Raw genomic sequence first — 380 nt, forward strand, 5'->3', positions numbered from 1 at the left:
ATTTATTCCACCTGCTCGGTCTAGCTCATATTATTGATTGGATTAGTCCAATGCCACTTTTGTTGGAAGTGTGATGAATATAGAGTATTTACACTTAATTTAACAAAAATGTAATCTTTGGAAATGCAATTGTCATAACTAGCTTCTAACTTAGTGTTTTTAGGACAAATTACCGACCCAAATAATCGGCGCTGTGAGCTCGAATCAATTCTCTTTTGTCTGCGGATAGGGGGATTTTTATTCGTTGCGTTATTTGGGCAAAAATAAAAACACAATAAGAAAGGAAGTCAGTATGTCTTTGTCTCGTCGAGACTTTATGAAAGTTGTCTCTTCAACCGCCGTTGCTACCGGTTTAATCGGTTGTGGCTGCGACGATAATG

General features: G+C 37.6%; 1 protein-coding gene. It reads left to right on the forward strand.

What is annotated here, in order from left to right:
- Positions 1-292: 292 nt before the first annotated feature.
- Positions 293-380: twin-arginine translocation signal domain-containing protein (locus tag UF06_RS25345; RefSeq protein ID WP_139046448.1), on the forward strand; the 88-nt coding region annotated here is incomplete at its 3' end.

It is taken from the genome of Vibrio sp. S234-5 (genome assembly GCF_000960595.1).
Classification (GTDB): domain Bacteria; phylum Pseudomonadota; class Gammaproteobacteria; order Enterobacterales; family Vibrionaceae; genus Vibrio.